The following is a 4123-nucleotide window of genomic DNA, read 5'->3' on the forward strand; positions in this document are numbered from 1 at the left end:
GACACGGGGGGCGGCTATTTGCTAATTTCCCCCTCCATAACCAATCTTTAAAGGGCTCTACGGCAACTATAGTTGATTATTTTCAGCTCCATCTCTCGCTAACGCTCACAATTACGCACAATTACGAAAAAAATAATCAGCGTTGCCTATCGGCGACTACTCGCCCTCGCTACGCTCTCCTTGGCTCGCAGCGGGAGAACTAGAGAAACTCTCTAAACAAGCGCAACATGAGTGCTTCGCAAAATCTATGCTGGCAAAGCAAGCCGATACTTTTCAGTGGCGACCACCTAATGGTGAATCTATTGAAGACCTATGCCTTAGAGTTGACCGCGTATTCGCGACCTTCGCACGCGAATGTGCTGAACAAAATGTTATCGCAGTCTGTCATGGAGAGTTCATGTGGGCATGCAGAGTACGGCTTGAACGTATGCTACCGCAACGGTTTCTCGAACTAGACCAGTCAGACCGAGCAGAAGACCATATTCATAATGGTCAGATTCTACACTACAGTAGAGTCAACCCATCAACGGGCATAGAGTCTCATCGTTACGAATGGATGCGCAGCATCTGCCCCTGGGACACATCGCTTTCCTATAACGACTGGCAGTCAATAGAACGCCCGACACTCAACAACGAGACACTTTTAAACCTCGTCAACGAGTGGCCGCAGCTCATCAATGACTAGCAGAGGTACAAATACATGGTACCCAACCGCTTTCTTTGCACGCGAATGCGCTGAACAAATGTTATCGCCGTGTGCCTTAGAGAGTTCACGTGTACATGTAGAGTACGGCTTGAATGTCAAAATTACACTGAAATTTATTCTGATTATTTTGTTTTCTGTTTAACCCCTTTCTCCATCGAATATCGGTATGACTATCGCGTTTATTATTCGGGGGTGCTTCCAAGGCGCTAATCTGTGTGTTCATAAATATCGTATGAAATGCCCTTCCAATTTCTATTCGTTATTCTAATTCAAAGATCTGCTTACCTTGAGCATCGTAGTAAGACTGCTCGATGATAAGACCTCGACCATCATAGATTCGCTTGGTTGAGGCATAACCGTTTTTCTTGTGCAAAGTCAGCTTGCCTTGAGTGTCGTAATAAGACTCCTTGATGAAATTACCCCGACCATCAAAGACTCGCTTGACTGAGGCAACACCATCCTTTTGCAAGGTCGGCTTGCCTTGAGTGTCGTAGAAAGACTGCTCGATGACATTACCCCGACCATCAAAGACTCGCTTGACTGAGGCAACACCATCCTTGTGCAAGGTCGGCTTGCCTTGAGTGTCGTAGTAAGACTGCTCGATGAGATTACCCCGACCATCATAGACTTGCTTGAATGAGGCAACACCCTTCTTGTCCAAGGTCGGCTTGCCTTGACTGTCGTAGTAAGACTGCTCGATGACATTACCTCGACCATCATAGACTAGCTTGAATGAGGCATAACCATCCTTGATTAAGATCAGCTTGCCTTGAGTGTCGTAAAAAGACGCCTCGATGAGATTTCCTCGACCATCATAGACTTGCTTGGTTGAGGCATAACCACTCTTGTGCAAGATCGGCTTGCCTTGAGTGTCGTAGTAGGACTGCTCGATGACATTACCCCAACCATCATAGATTCGCTTGACTGAGGCAACACCACTCTTGTCCAAGGCCGGCTTGCCTTGAGTGTCGTAGTAAGACTGCTCGATGAAATTACCCCGACCATCATAGACTTGCTTGTATGAGGCATAACCACTCTTGTGCAAGATCGGCTTGCCTTGAGTGTCGTAGTAGGACTGCTCGATGACATTACCCCGACCATCATAGACTTGCTTGTATGTGGCAACACCATGCTTGTCCAAGGTCGGCTTGCCTTGAGTGTCGTAGTAGGACTGCTCGATGACATTACCCCGACCATCATAGACTTGCTTTAATGAGGCAACACCACTCTTGTCCAAGGTCAGCTTGCCTTGAGTGTCGTAGTAAGACTGCTCGATGGCATTACCCCGACCATCATAGACTTGCTTGGTTGAGGCATAACCATCTTTGTGCAAGGTCGGCTTGCCTTGAGTGTCGTAGTAGGACAGCTCGATGACATTACCCCGACCATCATAGACTTGCTTGGTTGAGGCAACACCACGGTCACTAAGTATCGGCTCACCGTCCTCTGCGTATAATGTTAGTAACTTCCGTCTTCCTCTCTCATCCACCTGCCTTTGAATTTGATGTATCCCATTCTTTAAAGTCAAGGGCTCATGCGCTTCTGTGGGATCGATAAACCCTATCGTTGTTAAGTGTCCTCGCTTATCGTATTGGTAGATCCTACCCCCTGTGCCCTGTGCATCCGGCACACTCAATGCCCGGTCATTGAGGAACTGTAGCTCGATTGTTCTACCACGCTCATCAAATTTCAGATAATGCTGACTTACTTGTGATTTCTTCGTTCCTCCTAACCCCGTTAACGTCCCTCCCGTGCTGATCGATACCGCGCCAAACTTACCCTCGCCCCCTCTCTCTGCTCTGAACGCCACCGTCGCGTTGTCGCCTGTTTTGCCAAATTGATATTGCTGCGTAATCTTCGTTTTATCTTTGTCGTCTTTGAGAATCACTTCACTCAGCCGGTCATCCAGTCCGTACTCATATTCCCAACTGGCGATTCCTATCAACCAGGGATCAACGTCGTAATCTTCTGTTAACGCTGTGGCTTTTTGTGCGCCTTTTGAGCGTTGCATGCGAATCAGTTGCCGCCGTTGATACGATAAGGCGTAGCTAACGTTCATTGTCTTTGCTTGCTTCTCGCTGACTTTGCCTAGGCCTTCGGGTATGCCGTAGACGGTGCTGTAGTCAATATAGTAGTCGGTCTTGATTCGGTTATAGTCCCAGTAGTAGGCTCCGCCTACTAAGGCAATGAGGACTGCGGCAATACCGCCAAGCAGGCGTTGTCTTTTCTTCTTGGCTTCGCGCTGCTTGTCTCGTTGTTTGAGATCATCATAGGCGCAGCCCAATAGCCCGGCGACAATGCGAATGCATTCGTCTTTTTTAATCTCTTTGTCACTCTTTCCGACAACCGGCCTGACATCTGCGCCAATGGGCTCGATATCTTTTTTCGGCGGATTGGCTGCGGCTTCATCAAAGCTGATCAACTTTGTCGTGGTCAGAACTTTGGGGAAGGATTCGTCTGGCTCACCGTCGATGATTAGCGGAAAAATCTTGTCCGCCCGGCCGAGCTCTTTGAAGATTTCTATCTCGCGTGACACCCAGCGTGAGTGCGGCGTATTGGGTGAACAGATGATGACCAAAAAGCGTGAGGCTTTTAGGGCGGTTTCAATTTGGGCGTTGAGGCTGCCGTCTGAGGGTAGCTCGTCTTTGTCGCGAAAGACTTTACCTATACGGGCAGGGAAACCTACCTTTTGTAATGCCTTGGGTACCCGGTAGGTCTCGAGCGCATGAATTAACCATTCCGCCCATTTTCTGTCTGGGTCGACATGGCGATAACTGATAAAGGCGGCATACTTATACTGCTCTTCACTCATTTCTGGTCCCTTAGCTTTTGCTTAATTTGTACCTTGAGTCGGTGGCTTTTGCTTTTTATATTAGAAGACCCCGATGATATCCCAATAAATAACGGAGCCTGTTTATTCATTATTATATATCATTGCTGTCCCGTTAGCTTTTCTACAAACTTGTCATTATTCAAAAATTAGGAAGATTTGAATGATAGATAACAACACTGGCAGCGATACTTTCTATCCGACAAACATAAACACTCGACGCTTACTTTGCGTGGATAAATGTGTCGCTATAGGTAGGCTGATATGAGCAGGAAAATTGGCCAAACTCAATATTGAAGAGTGCCAATGTGTGATCGAAGTAGGCAGTGAGTAGCTGGTTGCTATCTAGGAGCCTGTCGGATTTAGGACAAATCTACTGCGGGAAAAGCCATTTTTGCCAGATTCCCCGATCATTTTCGTTAAATAAACTCACTATTCGCCTTAAATGATTGGCAAATCTGACTTGTTATGCCCCTTGTGGGTAAAAAATGGCTTCCCCTTTTGGCCATGGATGGCCTTATGCTGCGAAGCACAGGGATGTGCTGGAGCGTGCGCTACGATTGCCTAAGTCCGACAGGCTCCTAGCA

At 47.5% G+C, this 4123-nt stretch carries 2 protein-coding genes; one reads left to right on the top strand and one right to left on the bottom strand.

Going from position 1 to position 4123, the window contains the following annotated elements:
* The first annotated feature begins 142 nt into the window (after positions 1-142).
* The gene (locus tag JKY90_07825) at positions 143-685 is read left to right on the top strand and encodes a histidine phosphatase family protein (GenBank protein ID MBL4852170.1); all 543 of its coding nucleotides are present in this window, start codon (positions 143-145) and stop codon (positions 683-685) included.
* Between the two features lie 280 nt (positions 686-965).
* Here the strand turns inward: JKY90_07825 and JKY90_07830 are convergent, their stop codons facing one another.
* Positions 966-3518 carry a TIR domain-containing protein gene (locus tag JKY90_07830; protein ID MBL4852171.1) on the bottom strand — a complete coding sequence of 851 codons (2553 nt, stop codon included), beginning with the start codon at positions 3516-3518 and terminating at the stop codon, positions 966-968.
* Between the last annotated feature and the right edge of the window lie 605 nt (positions 3519-4123).

It is taken from the genome of Gammaproteobacteria bacterium (assembly GCA_016765075.1).
GTDB lineage: Bacteria > Pseudomonadota > Gammaproteobacteria.

Excerpts from the sequence above, each read along its gene's own strand:
- JKY90_07830 (MBL4852171.1), bottom strand. The coding sequence starts at position 3,518 with ATGAGTGAAGAGCAGTATAAGTATGCCGCCTTTATCAGTTATCGCCAT.